This is a genomic window from Paenibacillus sp. FSL H7-0690 (assembly GCF_037980415.1).
In the GTDB taxonomy this organism is placed as follows: Bacteria; Bacillota; Bacilli; order Paenibacillales; family Paenibacillaceae; genus Paenibacillus_AQ; species Paenibacillus_AQ odorifer.
This window is the reverse complement of record NZ_CP150281.1, coordinates 2,987,535-3,007,396: the sequence shown is the minus strand read 5'-3', so window position 1 is coordinate 3,007,396 and position 19,862 is coordinate 2,987,535. Positions and strand designations below refer to the sequence as shown.

The window sequence follows — 19,862 nt, the reverse complement described above, 5'->3', positions numbered from 1 at the left end:
TATCCCTATGCTTGCTATGATAACAAAATTATTAGGATGAGAGGCGATTTTCATGAAAAAAAAGCTGCGTTCTATCACGCTCAGGAAACTGGAATACAGCTATATATTGGGCATGAGAATCCATGACGAACGGAGTCTGCTTGAATTAAAGATTTATTATAAAAATGTAAAGCTCCACCCCCTCCGCATCCAACTCCTAACATGGGATGATCCTATTGCCGGTTGTCCGCTAAATACAGGCTATCTGCTGCAAAACCATAAAAAGGGTTTTGAAGATGTCTATAATCTAAATCATCCACAGCGTATCCGCGAATGGATCGAATATGGAACGGCTAAAGGCTGGGACGGCACCCGGACAATAGAGATCATAAATGGATTGGATGCTATGCAGGAAATGGGCTATGATATTACTTCATTGCGCACCTCTATATAATCAGTCGAAAACCTGTTCCAGTGCTTGCGGATAATAAGGGCTGATAATTTTATAGGCATTCAAGTGAGGATTGCTTAAATCATTATCATAAATGATCATATGCTGTCTGCTTTTTAAAATAATATCAAATCGTTGCTTGCAGTCAGCCTGAACTATCGTAATATAATAGCTGAAGTTTTTGTCAGAACTGACATTTCGGGCCGATTTCATTAATTGAACATGAGAGAAATCAGCAAAAATCCGCTCAATAACAGCAGGATCAGTTATAATGATGTCTTTCTTTTCACCGGGAACTGAAGACAATCGCGAGATTTCTAGAGAGGCGATTTCTTCCAAACGGATGGTATTGGCTACGATTCGTTTAAACGAAGTATAGCGGCTTGCTGTATAGGCCATCAAAGAGACACCTACCCCTGTCAGAAGCGCACCGACAAGCATATATTTTCTATTTTTATCCATTTCCCCATTCCTCCCAGTAATACGATTAAGTAAACTACAATTATAAAACTATATAGACACCGGTGCAAATTCAGAAACATAAAGTTCAAACGGTACAAAAGGGCGGCGAGCTCCTAATCCTCAAGCTCGTCCAGCTTCGCTTCCAATTCAGCCAGCTTACGATTCGCTTGATCCAATATTTCTTGAAGCTTTGCAGCTTCTGCTCGTTTTATTTCTTTTTTAACGGCCTTAATCTGCTGCTCCAAATAAAGAATATCGGCTTCATTTCCTGAGTTGTTCCAGATCTGTGAGTAAGTCATAGTTAGCCTCCGTTTATCTATGTCGACGATTCAATCATAACCCGCATTCCACTTCTTCAGATTAATCGATGCTACTCTTGGAGTCTAGCTAATCAACAAAAAACAATGACCGATTACTATTCTATATTCAACCCTCTTTACTTTATAAACAAAATAAAGAAGCAGCGAGTTCCTCCTCTGCTTCTTTGTTGCGGATTAACCTGAGATCTCATTTATTTAGCCAGCAGTTTAGGGAACTCATCCAGCAGCATGCTGCTGGTCAACATATCGTCATAATTCCATTTAGTCTCCACAAAAGTAACTTTTCCGCTCTTTACAGCAGGGAGCGAGCTCCACAACGCAGTTTTCATTAACTCATTAAAGGAATTTTCCGCATCAGCATTGGCCGGATAGATGACAAACAAATGGTCACCAATAAGCATCTTATGCATTAGCTCAGGGGAGACCTCAATATAGGGTGCACCTTCTGCCGGCTCGATTTCCTTCACTGCCTCGGACATTTTGTAGCCCTGCGGCTGATACAGCAGTGCAGGAATACCACCAGTTTTCATCAAATACATTGTCTTGTTCCAATAATAAATCAGCACTACCGCTGTTTCTCCTTCGGCAAGTTTGCCTTCCTGACGCAATCCGCTCCACATATTCTCGGCCTTGCGATTATATTCGGACAACAGTTGCTCTGCTTCAGCCCTTTTACCCACTATCTCACCAATGACAGGCAGACGCTCAGACAAGGGTTTACTCTGGTCAAATACAACAGTAGGTGATATTTTGGACACTTCTTCATATTGTTTGTCCATCACATAACCCAGCATTGTCAAATCCGGTTCCAGATCCAAAACAAGTTCCAGATTTGTAGGAAATCCAATATCCTGAGCCGGGGTTGTCTCCTTATCCAAATAGACTGATTCTTCAATAAACCGGCGGTCGACACCGACCGGCTGAATCCCGAGTGCCAGCAGGTCTCCGATCGAATTACCTTGCAGCACAATCCGCTGTGGACGCTCTGGAATATCAACCTCATGCCCCTGACTGTCTTTATATACTCTTGTAGATTTTGAATTGGTGGCTGAGTCCGGTGGACTTGTCTCTGTTTGCACAGAGGATACCGGACTAGGGCCAGCATTCACAGAATTAACAGGACTGTTCCCTGAAGAACAAGCACTAAGCATTAAAACCAGACATAACAGCATCGCTGCTCCCATTGACATTTTTGTATTTCTAACCATCGGTAAATCCCCTTTTCTTCTATATTGATAATGATTATCATGATCATTAACAATATAACTTGGCTCAGCCCATCCTGCATTAGACAATCTTAGCCTGATTTTAGGACGATCTGATCCTTTGGCAGAGCCTAGGGCCAATGACTTAAAATTACCCGGAGTCACACCGGTTGTTTTCTTGAAAATACGGATGAAATAGGATAGGTCCGTGTACCCCACTCCGGCGGCAACCTCCTGCAATGATGCATCGGTATTTAGCAGCAGTTCCTGCGCCTTATCTATTCGCGTCCGAATAAGAAAATCAATCAGACTGGTACCCGTCTTGCTTTTAAACTGCTTCGCCACATAGGCCACACTATAATTAAGCTGCTCTGCAATAGAGGATAAGGTAATAGGCTGACTGTAATATTCTCGTATGTATCGAACTGCTTGCTCCACCAGATCCGGCTTGACGGGATAGACTCCATATGCCTGTCTCTGCCGCTCAACTTCGTAGACAAATTGATAAAGCATTGCTTTGATCTGAATCCGTTCAAGTGAACTTGAGTCCAGCCATTTCCGGTGCATCTCCTTTACTTGAGACAGCAAAGCCACTGGAGCATTCGGAGCAAATTCATATTGTTTTTGAAAAGGACTGTTTCTTTCAAAAAGTCTACGTACACCTGATCCGGACGTTAGCGAAAGCGAGGCTTTATAGAAAATAAAATAAAACTCCATTTCCTCCCTGACCCAATCAATATCCAGTTGCCCTCCCTTTCCGCTGTGTAGGATATGAAAACGTTCCGCAGCATGTTTATTTCCATTGAGCCGAAAAACCACGTTGCCGCGAACCATATATAAAAAACCTGCAGCCGGGAACCTATAGGAGTTCAGCTTGTCTCCTGCCTTAAACAACATATGGCGAATATCAATCAGCCGGATATGTGCATAATCCCAGAGCATCAAATTATCATCAGCATTTAAAATCTTTACTCGCCTCCTTCCTATCGGAAGTATAATTGATAATCATTATCAACCGCAAGAGCTGGAAGCAATCTACAAACAAGAAGTCTGATAAAGGCAGTTAAGCATCACCTAAAAAAACAACAATTCGCCTCTAATCAGTAGCTGCAATGTGCCAAGCTACAGGCTAATTGTTAAGATCTCCCTCTCCCCCCACCATCTAGAAATCCCGCACCAGTCAAGGATTTATCCTGTGCATCATCCATTTTAATTTAATTTTTTCATTCTCAAAATTACTATTTCGAAAATCTCACTATCTTCCGATATGTTCTTATGAGCTATTTGCTCAGAGACAACTTGGGGGAGATGGTAGCATGTTACAACAACTAAAAAAAAGGCGGTTTGGTTCATCAAGCATAGCAAATACTTTGTCCATTGTACTTTTAGTTATTATTGTTGTCGTCTTCTCAATCTTGGGAACCTTTATGTTTTCCAGCACTCGCAGCATACTTGTGAAACAACAAGAATCTATGCTTCAGACCAAAACACAGGCACTTGTCAGTCAATTTGATGCACTATTTAAGGAAAAGGGTTCACTGGTCAAGCAAATGTCAACGAATAACTTATTCAAACAATACATCGAAACCACCGAAGCTCCTGAAATGGCCAAGACTTCTCCGCATGCCGCTGAAGTAGCAAAGACACTAGCTGACATAGTAAAGGTGGAACCCACTTTTGCAGATGCATGGATTGCGAGTACTGCCGGCAAAGGTTTTTATATCCTCAACAATGGTACGACATCAGATGCTGCTTTTAACATTAAAGAACGGCCGTATTATAAGCCAGCAGTCGAAGCAGACGGCCTGTACTACTCCGATCCTTATATTGACATCACTACAGGTGATATGCTGATGGGTATTTTCTATCCGATAAAAAATGACAACAATACATTAATCGGTTTTGTCGCGGTTGATATAGCGTCTAAAAATATCCCTGAGATAATGGAAAGCTATAAGCTAGGCAGCACAGGTTATTCCATTCTCGCCTCCAAAACAGGTGATATTCTGTATCACCCAGACCAGTCTAAGGTCACAAAGGAAAAGATTAATGAGCTGCCAGGTGATCTTGGGGGAATCGGCAAGAAAATGATCGCTGGTGAATCCGGCGTACATCTGATTAATGACAACGGAGAACGCCGTTACATCGGCTATGCTACAAGTAAAGATACCAGCTGGTCCGTAGGTTTAACTATTTCAGAGCGGGAAGTGCTTTCCGAATTAAAAAAGTTCACCTGGATTACGATTGGCGGGTTTGTTGCAGCGGCGATTCTGCTCGTTCTATTTTCGTATATCACACTCCGTTATCTGCTCAGATCCATACCGAAGCTGCTTACCAAAATCAAACGGGTGGAAAATGGGGATTTGACGGTTCAATTTGATGCCTATTCCAACAACGAAATTGGACAAATCTCCAACGGAATATTCAACATGGTCCAGAAAATTCAAGGGATGCTCCAAATAGTGGGTACCTCCGCTCAGGTATTAAACCAGTCCTCAAAGGATCTGCAATCTATTTCTTCCCGCACAGCTATAACGATGAACGATACAGCCACAGCCATTAATGAGATTGCGAATGCAACCAACTATCAGTCGATCGAAACGGATACGATTTTGCAAAAAACCGGATCATTATCTGGTCAAATTGACGAAATCGCTAATGATGCCATAGCCATAGAGACGATGGTGCAGGCTTCTGCCGACCAGAGCGAACTGGGGTTGGGTGTATTAGATCAGTTATCAAAATGGGCAGAAGAAAATCATAACTCCACTCATTCGATATCGTCTGCCATCCATGATATTGATCAAAGCCGTCATGAAATTTCGAGCATCGTGGACACGGTACATCAAATCGCTACGCAAACCAATCTGCTGGCACTAAATGCTTCCATAGAAGCAGCACGTGCGGGAGAACAGGGACGCGGATTTGCCGTTGTTGCCGGAGAGGTTCGCAAGTTGGCGGAGCAGACTGCACAGGCTACACAGGAGATTGGCAGAAAGGTTCATGAAATCGAAGAGAAAACTAGAGCATCTGTGGAATACACAGCCCAAGGACTTGAAATTGCCGAAGAAAATGCAAAATCCGTGCAGGCTACGAAACAGGTATTCTTTAGCATCAACAGCGATTTGGAGGCTTTAAGATTACGTATGATTCAAATCAGCAGCAACACCTCCAAAGTCCATAAACACAAAGATGAAATCCTACAGGCACTCGAAATCATTTCTTCAACTACAGAAGAGAATTCCGCTTCAACGGAAGAAGTTAGCGCAAGTACGCAAGAACAATTGGACAGCATTGAACAGGTTGCCGAACTGTCCCTGCAGCTCAATCAGTTGTCCAAAAAGCTTCAGGACGAATTAAACCAGTTCCAGGTCGAATAGTCCTTTAGTCATCCGTAATTTACACAGTCGTAAGACTGTCCTCCCTTCTAGAAAAATTAAGCAGCCAGTGCATGCCGATAATCTATCGGCGCGTACTGGCTGCTTTTAGTTTCAATTCGCTAGTAATGGTCTCTTCAATAATACGGTACAGACCTTGAAACTTAACTATTGATACGGGTCAGGAATTTCCTCCCACTGACCAGTAAAGACATCTACTTTAATCGTGAATTCCCTGCTTCCTTGCCTAACATCACTGAACAAATAACCATCCCCGATAAAGCCTGAAATCCAGTCCGTATCTGTTGGCTTGAAACCCTCTGTATCAAAGATAGGTTGGAGTAACTTATACAGTTCCTTCTGGTATTCTGTACCGTTAGAGATGTTCCGCAGATCTATCGCTTCTCGGTTTACAAGACTTCTCAGTGGACTGCCAGAAGTTACGTCATGAACCGTTCCGGTAAGCGGATTTATTTTATAGCTATTGCCTTCCCCTACGCCATTCAGTGGATCTATATCCACCCTATACTGATCTCCGTCTTTGCTAAAGGTCCAACCACTTGCCGGAAGCTGTTTTTCCATCATGGACTTGATATCCTGTTCACTGAGTGGTGGAGATATAAACGATCCATAGTACATCTGTGCGCTCTCAATGGTCAGATTCTTCCCGTAAACGGCAATAACTTCGAGCGGAAACTCAGACATAGACGCCGCACCGGACATATGGGCTACAATTTGGTCATCTATCAGTTCGTATGAAACTATAGAGCCAAATCCGACCTTCTCTCCCCAAGCTCCCTCCGTGTAATCATACACTTTGGTCAAATGCTTTCCGTCCAGTTCAGCAGATACATAAGTGTGGTTATTTCGATGTGTAATGGATGATTTCAGCTTCTGATTCAACGTTTCGATCGGATCTTCGACCACAAGCTCTTCCAAGCTAGCAGGCTGGAGCACATGAATCTCACTCATAGAAAGTCCAGTACCCGTGCCGGTCGTAATGCGTATGAAAATTTCTTTAGTTCCATCTCCGTTCACATCTGCTTCTTCAATCAATGGAGGCCGAGTTTTATCTTCTCCTGCATTCCACAAGAACGTACGGCTTACTTCACCACGCACATCTACCGTGACTTTATGCAAAAGTGTATTCTCACCAGTGGGATTAGCAGATACCGTGATTCCGTTTTTTTCCGCCAATAAAGTGCCTTTAACACTGGAATCCGTTGTATTTTTATCCTGCACTTCTGCCTGAAAAGTAGCAGGAGCGCTCATTGCCGGAGCTGATGCAGAATTTAGCTTTGCTCCTGTAAGGGTACAGCCACTTAAGATCATAATTACAGCGAGGCCCAGCATTGAGCTTTTTGCCGTAAATTTTTTGTGCCTGGTGATCATAATAATCCTTCTTTCCATTTCCTTTTTACTGCTTGAAATGCCAGCTGTACCTGCCAACCGGATCGGATCGGGTAAGGTTTCTAACAATTTGAGAAGTGTCAAGGCATAACTTCTGTGGCAAGCTGGTTCAAGATGCTTCAAGGCCAGAGCATCACAGGCAACCTCTTGATCGTCTTTCATTTGGCGTACGGCATACCACAACAGAGGATTAAACCAATGCATGGCCAGCAGCAGACCTGTCAGCAGATTTAGCAAAATGTCATGGCGCTTCACATGTGCCAGCTCATGAAGGAATATATGACGGAGTCCGTTCGTCTCCAGAGTGTGTAAAGTAGAGGTGGGCAGCAGCAACTTGGGCCGCATAACGCCAAGTAGTGTCGGTACGGCAATCTGCTTCGTCCCGATCAGCTTGACTGGGCGACGCACCTGCATTTCCTGCTTACAGGATTTGAACAACCGTTGGACTTCTGAGGAATGAATCTCCGTTTCCTGTCGAACCCGTGCGGTAAATCGCAGTTGCGCTCGAACCGACATGCCCAGCACCACCGCCGCTCCGCCAAACCACACCAAAACCAGTACATGTATCGGCTCCCATCCTGAATCGGTATGCAGATTGACTTGTGCCACATCATCCGATGTCGATTCTCCCGGCAAAGGTCCAGTTTTTGCAATTCCAGTAACTGACGGCGGTTCCTTTTCCCCTCCGGTCAACTCTGGGACATAAGTAAAGCCAACTTCCGATTGCGCTGACGGAATAAAGGAACTCTGCGCCGTTTCTTTCTCCAGCGGCAACAGATTAAAAATACTAAATGTGCTTTCAGGTGCCCAAGGTATAGCCAGCCTCACGATCAATGGTATCCACAGAAGATACGTCCAGGTAGGTTTCAGACGATCCTTGAACAGGAAGCGGGTCAATAAGATCAGCAGAGCCAGCACGCTCGCCATGGCAGACAGCGACAATACCTTGACGAACAGATTGTATGCAGCTTCCAGCAAGCGGCTCAGTCCTTTCGTTCATCCAAAATTCTCTTCAGTTCTTCAATATCTTCCCGGGACAACTTTTCATCCTGCAAAAAATTGACCAACATCGGGCGCAGAGTTCCACCGTAGATCCGCTTCAGAAAGGATCTTGTCTCCGATTGGACACATTCCTCTTCCCGCACCAGCGGATAATAGGAATACACCCTACCTGTCTGGTTATAACCAATAGCCCGTTTCTCTGTCAGACGCTTAATCAACGTCCGTACCGTCTTTGGGTTCCAGTCCCTGCTGCCTTCTAGTGCTTCAACAATCTCACCTGCAGTGCGTGGGGCACTTGCCCACAGCACCTTCATCACTTCCCACTCGGCATCCGAGATCTTTGGAGTTTCCGTAGACATCATTCTATCCGCCTTTCTTTCCTCTGTATGACTACACTTGTAATCCAATATCCAAAATATACAAGTCAGCATCGTTTATGTCAACCCTAAACTCCCAGCTCACCACGGTTTATGGACAATGTACACGGAGATTCATGATTACGTACATTAATAGCAATAATACGGCTTTATTAGTCAAAGATGACTTCAAAGAGGTGGAACCTATGCCTATAAAAACAGGTAATCAATACATCGAACGAATCGACCGGCAAAAGATCAATATCTGGTACAAAGGAACACGTGTTGAAGGTCCTTTATCCAAACACCCTGCCTTTCAAGGTCTCATACAAACACAAGCCGAAATGTATAACATGCAGTGTGATGAACGTTATTTGGCGCAGATGACCTATCCTTCACCTGATACTGGAGATCCGGTTGGTTTATCTTTTCTTCCACCCAAAAATGCTGAAGATTTAGAACGCCGGAGAAAAATGATTGAACTCTGGTCCAACAGACACCACGGATTTTTAGGACGTTCCCCCGATTATATGAATACGGCCATCATGTCTCTGTTCACAGCTGCTGATATCCTTGAGGATCATAATCCGAAATATGCTGAGAACCTCAGAAAATACTATGCCTTCTGTCGAGATCATGACATTTCCTTATCCCATGCTTTCATCCAGCCTCAAGCCAGCAAAATATCCGGCCAGATTGATGCTACAGAGGATTCTATCGCTGCAAAAGTCGTAGAAATCAATGATCAAGGGATGTTTGTTACCGGTGCTTTTATGATGGCAACACAGGGAGCTACATGCGATGAAATGCTTGTATTCCCAACTCCCTCACCCTCACTTGTGGATGATGATAATCCCTTTGCGTTTGCCTTTGCGGTGCCTAATGATCTGCCTGGGATGACTTTTTTTTGCCGTGAAAGCTACGCTGCCTCATCCTCCTACGACCATCCGTTAAGTTCAAGATATGAAGAAATGGATACCCTTGTTATCTTTGACCGCGTACTGGTCCCTCATGATCGTATATTTTATTATGGCGATGAGAGGTACTGTTCCCGATTATTCGGCGAGAGTAACTTTCATACGCATATGGCCCACCAAATTATCACCCGCTATATTGCAAAGACCGAGTTTTTTCTTGGTATGCTAGAGTCTTTGGCGGAAGAACAAAATGCTGTCCTTGAGGCCTACACGATTTTGCCTATTTCCAGAATATTAACCTATTTAGAAACTTTCAAAGCCTTAAGACTTGCAGCGGAAATAGGGGCTTCGCTCGACAAATTTGGATATCTCGTTCCAGATAAAGGTCCACTGTTGGCTTCAACCATTCACTTTTCAGAGTTTTATCCAGAGATGGTTGAAATGGTTCAAAACCTCAGTTCAAGCGGGCTCATCATGATCCCCTCTGAAGCCGACTTTACATCAAGCGCTGGTTCGTATCTTTATGAGTATTTGAAGGGAAATGTCTCGGATGCGTGGTATCGAAATGCCTTATTCCGGCTGGCTTGGGAACTAGGAGCGGGTGCATTCGGAGGTCGTCAAACCCAGTTCGAGCGGTTATTTTTCGGCAACTCCCAAACAGTGGCCTGGCGTATGTACAACAGCTATGATAATCACGAATATTTTCGTCAAATCGTTCACGAATTTATTGCCCCTGATGCCCACTTGTCTAAGTCAACAACAGATGGAATTTCCAATTAATCAAGAGTTGCGAAGGTTTATAATGATGTTTTTCAGGATTGATTAAGAGACTGCTTCCGCTCTCTTTTTCAGTCCTTTTTAAGCTTTATCAACAAACCAAATTAGGAAGAACTAGATGCTTTTTCATACCTGCACTGGACAATTCTGTAATAAGTTGTTTATAGTTTATTAGCATTAGGAAGTGATTTGCTAGCTTAGGAGGGAACAATGAACTATGGGCCATATCATAGTCGTAGAAGATGAACGTGCAATCAGTGACTTAATTACTATGAATCTAAAATTAGTCGGACATACCTATAGCAAGGCTTATCGCGGGCTGGAGGTTATTGAACTGCTGGAACGTGAAAAGGCCGATTTAATTCTGCTCGATATAATGCTGCCCGAACTGGATGGTTTTGAGATCATGCAGCGGATTGCTCACTTACAAATTCCGGTGATTCTGATCACCGCAAAAGATTCACTGGCTGATCGCATCAAAGGCTTTGAGCTGGGCGCCGATGATTATATTATTAAACCTTTTGAAATCCTTGAATTGTTGGCAAGAATCAATGTGGTGTTACGCAGGAGCGAAAAAGGCATTTCCAATTTTCTCTGTGAAAACGTTGAGGTACGTTATCTTGAGAGGCTTGTGATGGTGGATCAGATACCCGTAGATTTAACCGCTAGGGAATTTGAGCTGCTTGAGGTCCTTATCCGTAACAGAAATATTGCTTTATCAAGGGAAAAGTTGCTGGAATTAGCCTGGGGCTATGATTTTGAAGGAGATACCCGTACTGTAGATGTTCACATCAGACAGCTGCGCAAAAAACTAGGCTGGGAAGAACGAATTAAAACCGTATTTAAGCTTGGTTACCGCTTGGAAGTTCAGGTCTAGTATGAGATTCTGGCATAAAATTCTGCTGTCAGTCCTCGCCTTCTTCATCGTCGCCCTAGATGTAAGTGTAATCATGATTATGAAAAAAAGCTGGCAGCTGAACATGGACAGCGAAATGCAGCGTGCTTCAAGCGAACAGCTATTAATTGCAAACAACATTTATGAAAATCTTGAATCGATTCAGACCCGTGGGGCCACACTTACCTCTACTTTAATCTCAAGTGTGGCTCAATCCTATGGTGAATTTTATCATAAGCAGGGAATCGGACTACAGCTCTGGGAGAATGACCAGCTGGTTTATCCGAATGCCGGAGTCCCATCAGTCTCAACACCGGAGTCACATTCTATTCAACTCTCTACTGAGCTCCCTGCTCCCTATCAAGCTTTGTCGATCGTTTATCAACGTGATATCAGTGACCTGTATGCTAAGCAGCATGAGCTGAACCGTTTTTTTGTAATGATTAACTGGATTATCGGTCCAATTCTGCTCCTATTACTCTACTTGCTGATCCGGCAGTTGACCAAACCACTTAAACAGCTTTCAAAGACTACAAAAACGATCGCTGAAGGCAAATATACCGAGCGCGTGCAGTTGCGCAGTAAAGATGAATTTGGTGAGTTAGCCCTGAACTTTAACCGAATGGCAAACGCAGTGGAACAGCACGTGATCGAACTGTCTAATATGGCCGATGAAAAGCAGAGAATGGTCGATAACCTCGCCCACGAACTGCGCACACCTTTAACCAGTATGCAGGGATTTGCTGAATTTCTGACTTCCGCGAATATAGGCCAGGAAGAACAGCAGAAGGCTGGTCAATATATCCTTAGTGAAACTTTACGCCTGAAGAATTTAGCCTTCAAACTGCTGGATTTGTCCGTCCTACGGCATCATCCTCTGACTCTGAAACAAGTAGACATATCAGATTTGTTCAAATCGGTTAAACAGATTGAGCAGCTTAAATTGGACGAAGCAGGCATCAAACTAGAAATGGATTATTCCATCCCTGCGGTTTGGGGTGATCATGATCTGCTAACTTCCTTCTTGGTTAACCTTGTCGAAAATTCCATTCATGCATCTCCGCAAGGGAGCACCATCCGCTTGCTTGCCTATGTATTGCAAAATGAAGCCATATTGGAAGTATGTGATTCAGGATTTGGGATGACACCGGAACAGAGCGCGCGTGTATTTGAACCCTTTTATCGAGGTGAAAAATCGCGCACACGCGAATACGGGGGTGCGGGTCTTGGTTTATCTTTATGCAAGCAAATCGCAGATGCGCATCAAACTAGAATTTCACTCAATTCTACTTTAGGTCAAGGAACAAGTATCCGCATCTTTTTACAACTCCATAACATCTGTTCACCTACTCTATAACATCTATAGTTTAAGGTTAGGAAGATTCAGCATCATCCGAAGCAAATGGAGGTTATTCAAGTGAATAACAAAAAATTCCCCACTACTTTAGCTGTACTCCTGTTCACGGGGAGTCTGCTAATCGTCAGTGCAGTCATTCAAAACACCCCCCATTTAGCTTTAACCAGCACCAAAACCCCAGGGATGAAGTTGGAAGCACCAACGCCGGTGTCCTCCACAGTGAATGACGATCTGCAACCGCAGATGAGTCCTAAAGAAATACAACCCATTAACAATTTCATAGACATGGCGGGTCATGAGACTTCTGAATCCAAACGGACCATTGTCACACCACCTGCTGCAGGGGATCTGAGTCAAACTGATGCCGTTATTCTGGCTGCTTCAAGCGTTCGCAAATTATTCGATGTGGACATTGCCAAGCTGCAGATGCGGGTTATTCTGAGTGATACCCGAACCTCGCTGCCGTGGACATGGGCTGTACATTTCAGTCCATATAACGCCAAGACGCTAGAAGGGCAAGGTAAGGAATTCTGGGAATATGATGTACTAATTGATCCCATAAACGGTATGGTAGTGAATACGACCGCGATTAATAATGCTCTGAAAAGAACACCAATTAGCGCTTCTGCTGCCAGCACTATCTATAAAGATGCCCGTTGGATCAATGCGGCCATAACTATCCTTACAGATAAACAAAAAGAAAGCCGGAAAATTGCTACAGCAACACTGATCAACACTGAAACCAATGATAAACGCGGCATGGTCGCTGTTCAGATGATGCTGGAAGACGGCAGCAGCTACACGGCAGAAATGCGTTATCCTGATCAAAGTCTGCGCTGCCTTACCTACGAGACTGCTCAAGTACTGAAATAATCAAAAATAGAATCAGCTCTTCACTAATCCTACTTTTATGTCGATAATTTATATTACATGGAAAAGTATGGAGGAGCATATGAACACTAATCGCAGAACCGAACCTTTTCGATATACCCTTAAAGAACCTGTAACATTTGATCTTCATATTCTTACTATTAACGGAATCCAGGTTCCTTCCAAGCCTGTAAGGGCTGTATTGTTCGATATCAGTCGATCGGGTTGCCACTTATCGTTACCCCTCAATATCAACCCAGAAAATAACTTAGTACGCATTGGCATGGAAATGAATCTTACGGATGAATCTTTGTACATAGAAGGAATATTGAAATGGAACAAAGAACAACAAGGCAGTTTCCACTACGGCATTCAATTGGACATCCCTGAGAATGATGGTGATCGACTCCCAAGAGTACTTCGCATACTTGCTGGAGAAGGCAAAATATTAGTTCGTTAAGATAACAAAAAAGAGTAGTTTTAATCTAAAAAAGCAACAACCCCGCGTTTTCATGCAGGGTTGTTGCTTTTTAGCTATTGCGATCCAAACTTATTGTTGTAATCCGAAATCGCAGATCACCATTCCATGGATTTTATTCTTGAGGCACATCCCGTTCAGGGGATGCTGCTACAGCTTTTTCTTTCTCCAGTACCTCTCTTAAATCATCTTGAATTCTGCGATTCCATAAGGGAACCCCTGAGCGATAAGCAGCTCTGCCCGTCAAATGTGCAGATAAAGGTGAGGTCATAAATACAAAGACAATCCCCAGTAGCAGCTTAGCACTTATATGATCTAGAAAAAATGCAAAATATAGAAAGGCCCCGCTCAGAACACATAAAACACCAAGGGTGGCACTTTTGGCAGCGGCATGTGATCTCAGATAAACATCAGGCAGCCGAATCAGACCATAAGCACTTACAGCACTAAGCAATGCCCCCATCAGTATTAATAAGGCAAACAGCAATTCACCGACTGTCTTGATCGTTTCCATGTTCTAGCACCACTCCCCTTTCGATGTATCTGGCAAATGCCGTCGTGCCGATAAAGGAAAGAATGCCTATTAACAAAATAATTTCGATAAAAGCCTGCGTTCGGAGTAAAACAGAAAGAACGGCTACCATGGCTAACAGATTAATTCCAATCGTATCCAGTGCCGCTACCCGGTCGGGCAAAGAAGGTCCCTTCAACAACCGCCAGGCACATACACCAATCGCCAGCGCCATAATCGTAAGCGAGAGCATAAGAATAAAATGGATCATTAACGGGTCACCTCCAATATCGCACGCTCAAAGGTGTCACGGATATTCGCTCTGAACTGTGCGGGATCCTCAACATCCATGGCATGAATATACAAAGTCCGGTTATCATCCGATACTTCAAGTACGACAGATCCGGGAGTAAGGCAGAGCAATGTGATCAACGTAGCCACTTCCCAATCCGATTTCAGCTCTGTAGTATATTTTAAGATTGCTGGACGTATATTAAGCTCCGGTCTCAGAACAGCTTTTACTACTACATAACTTGAAACGACCAGCTCCCGCAGCAGCAACAGGATTAGCTTAATAATTGCCCACACTTTTCCTAGATATAATCTGGGCCAAAAACGTCGCATTCCGAGCAGAATGAGGATACCGATCAAGAAACCAATGACGAAACGTGGCCCAGTCCAGTCATTGTGCAGGAACATCCACAGGAATGCTATCATGAAATTCAATAATAGTTGAAAAGCCATAGTATCACTCCTTCATGACAGCGTTAATGTATAGTGCTGGATCAGCCAGTACAGCTCCGGCTTGGCTGACAAGTCCGTTTACCGTCTCCGCACCCACACCCATCAGAATTACAATCGCGAACAGAACAGCTGCCGGTGCCATCATAGCTTTATAATGAAGCGGTTTGACTTGTTCTTCCCTTTTCTCGCCACCCCAGAACACTCGCTGGAATACCTTGATCAAGGAATATAACACTACGAAGCTGGATGCAAGTGCAATCAGCGCCAGAGCCACGTGATTCTCGCCAAATCCACTCCGCACCATCATCACTTTTCCAGCGAAACCACTAAGGGGCGGAACACCAACCAATGCCAAAGTCAGTACAAAAAACATCCAGCCGGTCCACGGATAACGTCGGATTAAACCACCCATTTCTTTTAAGCGGTCAGTGCCTGAAGCTGAGATAATCATCCCACCCAGGAAGAATAATAATGCTTTGGCAACCATGTCATGCATTAAATAAAACACTACACCATTTAACGAATCCTGAGTCGCAACAGAGATCCCAAAAGCAATAAATCCTACACTGATGATGATATTATAATTAAATATTCGGCCCAAATCGTTGTATGCCAATGCCCCGATTGCCCCAAGTATCATCGTCGCCCCCGCCATCCAGGCAATCAATGTATGGGTAAGTCCCGGTTCTTGAATAAAAATCAAAGTAAAGGTACGAGTAATTGCATACAATCCGACCTTGGTTAGCAAAGCCCCAAACAGGGCTCTAACAGCCAATGGCGGTGCACTATAAGAATCGGGAAGCCAGAAAAAGAGCAGTAAACCTGCCTTAATCGAAAATACAATTAGCAGCAGAACCGCAATGACGTTCATTACACCGCCTTGTCCCGCCTCTGCTACACGCATAGATAGATGCGCCATATTCAGTGTTCCTGTCGCGGCATATAAATAAGCAATCGTCACCACAAACAAGGAAGAGGAAATCACATTAATTAATACATACTTTAATGTCTCTCGCAGTTGACCCTTGGACCCACCAAGTACGATCAAAGCGTAAGAGGCAACTAACAGCACCTCAAAGCAGACAAACAAGTTAAACAGGTCCCCGGTGAGGAAAGAGCCAAATACCCCGGTTAATAAAAAATGGAAAAACGGATAGTAATAAAACCGTTCCCTGTCTTCCCCAATGCTAGCGAAGGAAAAAAACAGACAAGCCGCGCCAACAATGGCCGCAGTCAACACGAGCAATGCCGAAAACATATCGGCAACAAACACAATGCCATAAGGTGGACGCCATCCCCCCATATATAAGGTCTGGATACCGTTTGTATTTACCTGATACACAATGAATCCTGCAACAAAGATATTTAAAAACACACTCACGGCACTTATGATTCGTTGCAGACGTACTCGTTCTTTCAGAAAAATGAGTATTACTGCCGTAATGGCCGGAATCAGCAGAGGCAGCACTAACAAGTTGTTCATCGTCTCTCCTCCTTGGTTCCTTCCACATCATCGGTACCCGTCGAGCGGTAAGTCCGGTATGCCAAAACAATAAAAAATGCTGTTACTCCAAAGCTAATTACAATAGAGGTCAAAATGAGCGCCTGCGGCAAAGGATCGACAAAAGCTTCCGCTTCCTCACCCAGCAATGGTGCAGCACCTGTCTTGAGGCCAGACATTGTCAGTAACAACAAATGAACGCCGTGCGTTATTAAAGTGGTTCCCAGAAGGATGCGCAGCAAGCTTTTGGAAAGAACTAGATAAACACCTACGGAAAACAGTACACCGATCGCCAGGGCAATAATAAGCTCCATTAGCTATCCCTCCCGATCGTAAATATGATATTCATAGTGACACCAATAACAGCTAAGAAAACACCGAGATCAAAGAACATTGCTGTGGTCAGTTCTGTTTTGCCCATAAGTGGCAGTTGGAAATAGCCAAACGCTTGGCTCAGAAAAGGTACATCGAATAAAAACGAACCTATTCCTGTAAGAAAAGCTACAGATACCCCAACCGCGATTAACTTACGATAGTCGATAGGCAATACCTTCTCAACCATATCAATCCCAAAAGTAATGGCGAGCAGTACCAATGCGGCTGATGCCATCAATGCTCCAATAAATCCGCCTCCCGGATTATTATGTCCGGCGAAAAACAGATAAAGCGAAAATATTAGTATCATAACGAAGGCTACTTTAGCTACCGCTTGTAGTAACACATCATCACTTACAGAAGAACGTGGTTTATTATCCTTCACAGCCCGCTTCAGTGGGGCAATAGTTCCATCCGTATCCAATTGCAGTTTGATCATGGAATAAATAGCAAGTGAGGCAAGGCCAAGCACTGTAATTTCAAACATGGTATCAAAGCCGCGGAAATCAACGAGCAGAACATTAACAATATTTTTACCGCCACCCAAGGTATAGCTATTCTCCACATAATATTTCGAGATGGATTCGAACGGACTACTGCCTAAAGCAGCAAGTGCAACCAATGTCATGGTTATTCCCATCCCGATGGAAATAATTAGCTTAGGCAAGCGGGACCGAAGTTTGAGCGGCTCTTTCTCCAGCTTAGGCAAATGCCGAAAACATAGCAGGAACAATGTAACGGATACTACTTCGACAATCATCTGGGTAAGCGCCAGATCAGGTGCCCGGAACAGAACAAAGAGTAAAGTAACCATATAACCAACCATTCCTGTTAACAAAATGGCTGTGATTCTGGAACGAACAAAGGGGATAGCCAAAGCGCCCACAAGCATAACCATAACAACAATAACTTCAAACAAAGAAAACGGAGCATATTCAGTTGTCCCAAGCGTTATTCCATCGGTATACCACACGGCTCCACCAATGGCTACGATCAGGAAAGCGAAGATATACATCAAGTAATGGCGCATGGAACCTGTCATATAGATGCCAGTCAACGCCCTAGACGATTTCTCGACCAGCCGGATTACTCCGTCATAGACTTGATTTAAAGTGTAGCCACTGCCCCATTCTTTATCGACCAGACTCCAGCGGCCATAGATTCGGTATACAATAATACCAAGAATCACAACACCAAGTGTCATCCATATTTCTGGTGTAAAGCCGTGCCAGAAATGAATATTCACAACAAAGGGTTCTCCGGTCTGCAAGATAGGGTGAATAGCATTCATTGCAGGGATAATAAGTGTTTTGGATAATATATTCGGGAAAAAACCGATAAATATAGACAGCACTGCTAGCAGGCACGGGGCAAGCAGAAGTCCAAATGGGGCTTCATGCGGTTTTTTGTCCAGCTTCTCAGGCTGATATTTTCCGAAAAAGGTGTGGAAAACCAAAATCATACTGTATGCAAAAGTAAACACGCTGGCAATCCAGGCCAAAACCGGGAAGAGCGTAAACAACGAGGGAATAGACAATATATCCAGGTTTCGGATATTCAGAACAGCCGTAAAAAACATCTCTTTACTTAAAAACCCGGAAAATGGCGGCAAACCAGCCATCGAGAAACTGCCGATCATCGCTACCGTAAAGGTAACCGGCATAATGGAAATCAATCCGCCCAGCTTTCGCAGGTCGCGGGTACCCGTCTCATGGTCAACTATACCGACCATCATAAACAAAGAGCCTTTAAAGATGGCATGGTTAATAAGGTGAAAGATAGCCGCTGTTGTTGCAGCAGTGTAAAAGACTGAATCTTCCCCTACATAAAATGCCGCTGCCGATCCCATTCCCAGCAATCCCATAATCAGTCCAAGTTGACTAATCGTTGAATAGGCTAATAGAGCCTTCAGGTCCGTCTGCTTCATCGCCTGGATGGAGCCATAAATCAAGGTGATCAAACCGACGCCTGACACAACCCAGAACCACTCATATTGCCCCGCAAAAACAGGGCTGAAACGGGCGACAAGATACAATCCAGCTTTAACCATCGTTGCCGAGTGCAGATAGGCGCTGACGGGTGTCGGTGCCTCCATGGCATCCGGCAGCCAGATATGAAACGGGAACTGAGCTGATTTGGTGAAGGCGCCTAAGAGAATTAGTAGCATCGCCGGAATAAATAAAGCATGCCCGCTAATATCGCCAACCTCACTCCAAATTTCCCGGATACTAAAGGTGCCTGTCATTACATAAAGCATTAAAAAGCCGGCAAACATCGCTAAACCACCAAATACGGTAATCAACATAGATTTGAGAGCACCATACCGCGATTTTTGCCGCCGATGCCAAAAGGCAATTAACAGAAATGACGAAACACTTGTTAATTCCCAAAAGCCGTATAACACCATCAAGTTATCCGAGAGCACAACGCCAAGCATTGCCCCCATAAACAACATTAGATAAATATAAAAAGGGGTTAACGCTTCTTTTCGCCGGTCCAGATAATAAATTGAATAGATAATTACAAGACTACCCATCCCAGTGATTAACAAAGCAAACAACAAACTTAATCCATCCAGATGGAAAACCAAATCAATTCCTAGTGAAGGAATCCATGAAATGGTTTCATATCCCAAATCCCCACCTTTAATAACGGGAATCCGGGTTAAGAAATAAACAAACAAAACGAGTGAACCAGGGAAAACAAGCCATCCTCTATGAAGGTTGGGTGCTCTCTTGGACAAAAGTGCGATTACTAAGGCCATTAGAAACGGAACAAGTATGATTACATGCAGCAAAGGCAGTCCTCCTTTTCCACTTGAGCTTATCAAGTTGTGAACTTTAGTACTTACTTTTTTACCAAAAGCCAAAGATCA

At 43.9% G+C, this 19,862-nt stretch carries 18 protein-coding genes; 7 read left to right on the top strand and 11 right to left on the bottom strand.

From position 1 onward, the window contains the following. Window positions 1-52 precede the first annotated feature (52 nt). The gene (locus MHI32_RS13185; RefSeq protein WP_340012499.1) at window positions 53-433 is read left to right on the top strand and encodes a hypothetical protein; all 381 of its coding nucleotides are present in this window, start codon (window positions 53-55) and stop codon (window positions 431-433) included. Here MHI32_RS13185 and MHI32_RS13180 read toward each other — a convergent pair whose 3' ends face one another. The 3 genes from MHI32_RS13180 to MHI32_RS13170 all read right to left on the bottom strand — a co-directional run bounded on the left by MHI32_RS13180 (window position 434) and on the right by MHI32_RS13170 (window position 3,359). Then, window positions 434-892: a hypothetical protein gene (locus MHI32_RS13180; RefSeq protein WP_076126068.1), complete on the bottom strand. Its 459-nt coding sequence runs from the start codon at window positions 890-892 to the stop codon at window positions 434-436. A 113-nt stretch (window positions 893-1,005) separates the two neighbouring features. Further along, on the bottom strand, window positions 1,006-1,191 hold the full coding sequence (locus MHI32_RS13175; RefSeq protein ID WP_312147790.1) for a hypothetical protein: 186 nt from the start codon (window positions 1,189-1,191) through the stop codon (window positions 1,006-1,008). 212 nt (window positions 1,192-1,403) lie between these two features. Beyond that, entirely contained in the window at window positions 1,404-3,359 is a 1,956-nt protein-coding gene (locus tag MHI32_RS13170; protein WP_340012498.1) for an AraC family transcriptional regulator, read from the bottom strand. 374 nt (window positions 3,360-3,733) lie between these two features. Here MHI32_RS13170 and MHI32_RS13165 point away from each other — a divergent pair, with 374 nt between their 5' ends. Beyond that, on the top strand, window positions 3,734-5,797 hold the full coding sequence (locus MHI32_RS13165; RefSeq protein WP_340012497.1) for a methyl-accepting chemotaxis protein: 2,064 nt from the start codon (window positions 3,734-3,736) through the stop codon (window positions 5,795-5,797). A 165-nt stretch (window positions 5,798-5,962) separates the two neighbouring features. Here MHI32_RS13165 and MHI32_RS13160 read toward each other — a convergent pair whose 3' ends face one another. Continuing rightward, window positions 5,963-8,182 (bottom strand): M56 family metallopeptidase, encoded by a 2,220-nt coding sequence (locus MHI32_RS13160; RefSeq protein WP_340012496.1) that lies wholly within the window; start codon window positions 8,180-8,182, stop codon window positions 5,963-5,965. Window positions 8,183-8,187: 5 nt separating this feature from the next. Further along, window positions 8,188-8,568, bottom strand: a complete 381-nt coding sequence (locus tag MHI32_RS13155) for a BlaI/MecI/CopY family transcriptional regulator (RefSeq protein ID WP_254847611.1) — start codon at window positions 8,566-8,568, stop codon at window positions 8,188-8,190. Between the two features lie 200 nt (window positions 8,569-8,768). On the opposite strand from MHI32_RS13155, the gene MHI32_RS13150 reads away from it, so the two are divergent. The 5 genes from MHI32_RS13150 (at window position 8,769) to MHI32_RS13130 (ending at window position 13,838) form a co-directional block, all read left to right on the top strand. Continuing rightward, window positions 8,769-10,259 carry a 4-hydroxyphenylacetate 3-hydroxylase N-terminal domain-containing protein gene (locus MHI32_RS13150; protein WP_076183910.1) on the top strand — a complete coding sequence of 497 codons (1,491 nt, stop codon included), beginning with the start codon at window positions 8,769-8,771 and terminating at the stop codon, window positions 10,257-10,259. 214 nt (window positions 10,260-10,473) lie between these two features. After that, complete coding sequence (locus MHI32_RS13145; RefSeq protein ID WP_076135640.1) at window positions 10,474-11,133, top strand: response regulator transcription factor; 660 nt, start codon at window positions 10,474-10,476, stop codon at window positions 11,131-11,133. A 1-nt stretch (window position 11,134) separates the two neighbouring features. After that, window positions 11,135-12,508, top strand: a complete 1,374-nt coding sequence (locus MHI32_RS13140; protein WP_339190774.1) for a HAMP domain-containing sensor histidine kinase — start codon at window positions 11,135-11,137, stop codon at window positions 12,506-12,508. A 60-nt stretch (window positions 12,509-12,568) separates the two neighbouring features. Then, window positions 12,569-13,381, top strand: coding sequence for a hypothetical protein (locus MHI32_RS13135; protein WP_340012494.1), 813 nt, complete (start codon window positions 12,569-12,571; stop codon window positions 13,379-13,381). A 79-nt stretch (window positions 13,382-13,460) separates the two neighbouring features. Continuing rightward, entirely contained in the window at window positions 13,461-13,838 is a 378-nt protein-coding gene (locus MHI32_RS13130; RefSeq protein WP_076183583.1) for a PilZ domain-containing protein, read from the top strand. A 133-nt stretch (window positions 13,839-13,971) separates the two neighbouring features. Here the strand turns inward: MHI32_RS13130 and mnhG are convergent, their stop codons facing one another. The 6 genes from mnhG to MHI32_RS13100 are packed head-to-tail and all read right to left on the bottom strand — an operon-like array spanning window position 13,972 to window position 19,790. Then, the gene (gene mnhG, locus MHI32_RS13125) at window positions 13,972-14,370 is read right to left on the bottom strand and encodes a monovalent cation/H(+) antiporter subunit G (protein ID WP_036686408.1); all 399 of its coding nucleotides are present in this window, start codon (window positions 14,368-14,370) and stop codon (window positions 13,972-13,974) included. After that, window positions 14,345-14,638 carry a Na(+)/H(+) antiporter subunit F1 gene (locus tag MHI32_RS13120; protein WP_036686407.1) on the bottom strand — a complete coding sequence of 98 codons (294 nt, stop codon included), beginning with the start codon at window positions 14,636-14,638 and terminating at the stop codon, window positions 14,345-14,347. The genes mnhG and MHI32_RS13120 overlap by 26 nt, the downstream gene beginning before the upstream one ends. Beyond that, entirely contained in the window at window positions 14,638-15,111 is a 474-nt protein-coding gene (locus MHI32_RS13115) for a Na+/H+ antiporter subunit E (protein WP_076126047.1), read from the bottom strand. Before MHI32_RS13115 ends, MHI32_RS13120 begins: the two co-directional genes overlap by 1 nt. Before the next feature lie 4 nt (window positions 15,112-15,115). Continuing rightward, a complete protein-coding gene (locus MHI32_RS13110) occupies window positions 15,116-16,594 on the bottom strand; it encodes a Na+/H+ antiporter subunit D (protein ID WP_340012492.1) in 1,479 nt (492 codons plus the stop codon). Then, window positions 16,591-16,926, bottom strand: coding sequence for a Na(+)/H(+) antiporter subunit C (locus tag MHI32_RS13105; RefSeq protein ID WP_340012491.1), 336 nt, complete (start codon window positions 16,924-16,926; stop codon window positions 16,591-16,593). The genes MHI32_RS13110 and MHI32_RS13105 overlap by 4 nt, the downstream gene beginning before the upstream one ends. Next, on the bottom strand, window positions 16,926-19,790 hold the full coding sequence (locus MHI32_RS13100) for a Na+/H+ antiporter subunit A (protein ID WP_312147910.1): 2,865 nt from the start codon (window positions 19,788-19,790) through the stop codon (window positions 16,926-16,928). The genes MHI32_RS13105 and MHI32_RS13100 overlap by 1 nt, the downstream gene beginning before the upstream one ends. Window positions 19,791-19,862: the final 72 nt, after the last annotated feature.

Excerpts from the sequence above, each read along its gene's own strand:
- MHI32_RS13145 (WP_076135640.1), top strand. The coding sequence starts at position 10,474 with ATGGGCCATATCATAGTCGTAGAAGATGAACGTGCAATCAGTGACTTA.
- MHI32_RS13170 (WP_340012498.1), bottom strand. The coding sequence starts at position 3,359 with ATGCTCTGGGATTATGCACATATCCGGCTGATTGATATTCGCCATATG.
- MHI32_RS13130 (WP_076183583.1), top strand. The coding sequence starts at position 13,461 with ATGAACACTAATCGCAGAACCGAACCTTTTCGATATACCCTTAAAGAA.
- MHI32_RS13180 (WP_076126068.1), bottom strand. The coding sequence starts at position 892 with ATGGATAAAAATAGAAAATATATGCTTGTCGGTGCGCTTCTGACAGGG.
- MHI32_RS13105 (WP_340012491.1), bottom strand. The coding sequence starts at position 16,926 with ATGGAGCTTATTATTGCCCTGGCGATCGGTGTACTGTTTTCCGTAGGT.
- mnhG (WP_036686408.1), bottom strand. The coding sequence starts at position 14,370 with ATGGAAACGATCAAGACAGTCGGTGAATTGCTGTTTGCCTTATTAATA.
- MHI32_RS13150 (WP_076183910.1), top strand. The coding sequence starts at position 8,769 with ATGCCTATAAAAACAGGTAATCAATACATCGAACGAATCGACCGGCAA.
- MHI32_RS13140 (WP_339190774.1), top strand. The coding sequence starts at position 11,135 with ATGAGATTCTGGCATAAAATTCTGCTGTCAGTCCTCGCCTTCTTCATC.
- MHI32_RS13110 (WP_340012492.1), bottom strand. The coding sequence starts at position 16,594 with ATGAACAACTTGTTAGTGCTGCCTCTGCTGATTCCGGCCATTACGGCA.
- MHI32_RS13165 (WP_340012497.1), top strand. The coding sequence starts at position 3,734 with ATGTTACAACAACTAAAAAAAAGGCGGTTTGGTTCATCAAGCATAGCA.
- MHI32_RS13175 (WP_312147790.1), bottom strand. The coding sequence starts at position 1,191 with ATGACTTACTCACAGATCTGGAACAACTCAGGAAATGAAGCCGATATT.
- MHI32_RS13115 (WP_076126047.1), bottom strand. The coding sequence starts at position 15,111 with ATGGCTTTTCAACTATTATTGAATTTCATGATAGCATTCCTGTGGATG.
- MHI32_RS13185 (WP_340012499.1), top strand. The coding sequence starts at position 53 with ATGAAAAAAAAGCTGCGTTCTATCACGCTCAGGAAACTGGAATACAGC.
- MHI32_RS13155 (WP_254847611.1), bottom strand. The coding sequence starts at position 8,568 with ATGATGTCTACGGAAACTCCAAAGATCTCGGATGCCGAGTGGGAAGTG.
- MHI32_RS13120 (WP_036686407.1), bottom strand. The coding sequence starts at position 14,638 with ATGATCCATTTTATTCTTATGCTCTCGCTTACGATTATGGCGCTGGCG.